Consider the following 800-nt stretch of genomic DNA (forward strand, 5'->3'; position numbering starts at 1 on the left):
CAAATTAATGAAAAAGTGTTAAATTTAATATGGATAGGTGTTTTATATATGTCTCATTTGGCTAGGTCAGTTCAACCCTCCTCTTCTAATTTACAAAACTCCTCATGAAGATAAGTAGGGATTTCTACTTCTAAATTGAATTTATCCGGTAGAATCTTATTCTTTTCTACATACATTTCCATAAGTTGAAGATCTTTTTCAGATTTAACACCTAGTATATCTGAGAGAGACTTAAAAACCTTTTGTGCCCCTAAACCTACAGGTTTATTGGTCTTATGAATACTTTCACTTAGTCTTCCAATGAATCTAGGTAAATTATAAAGAACCTCTTCAATCCGTTCATTACCGCATACTTCCATTGCCCTAAAAGAAACTAAGTCGTCTGGATCATGTGTCAATTGAACTAATGCTTCTATTGCAAACTCATTTGGTACCCATCTTTCGATAAACGATATTAAGGAAAACCTAACATAGATATTTGGATATGCAACACACATACCAAAAATGTTTTCAGCTACTACAGGATGTTTAATTTCAAATAAACATTCTATTAATTTTGGCATAACCTCTTTAAGATTACGTTTATTTTTAATGGCTGCTTCTAAATTTGATTCAAATGTGTTAAAAACATCTAAATCTCTATAAAAAATCTTTTTGTGTTCTGATGGCCTATACAATTTTATCACTCTTCTTTTCTTCTTTTTAGGAGTACAAAAACAAGCCTATTTGAACTGACCTAGCCAAATGAGACATATATAAAACACCTATCCATATTAAATTTAACACTTTTTCATTAATTT

1 protein-coding gene is annotated in these 800 nt (G+C 30.2%); it reads right to left on the reverse strand.

The window, feature by feature from the left end; translation table 11 throughout:
• Positions 1–71: 71 nt before the first annotated feature.
• The gene (locus ACR65M_RS26985) at positions 72–677 is read right to left on the reverse strand and encodes a hypothetical protein (protein WP_440274956.1); all 606 of its coding nucleotides are present in this window, start codon (positions 675–677) and stop codon (positions 72–74) included.
• Positions 678–800 lie beyond the last annotated feature (123 nt).

The organism is Ferdinandcohnia sp. SAFN-114, assembly GCF_059415045.1.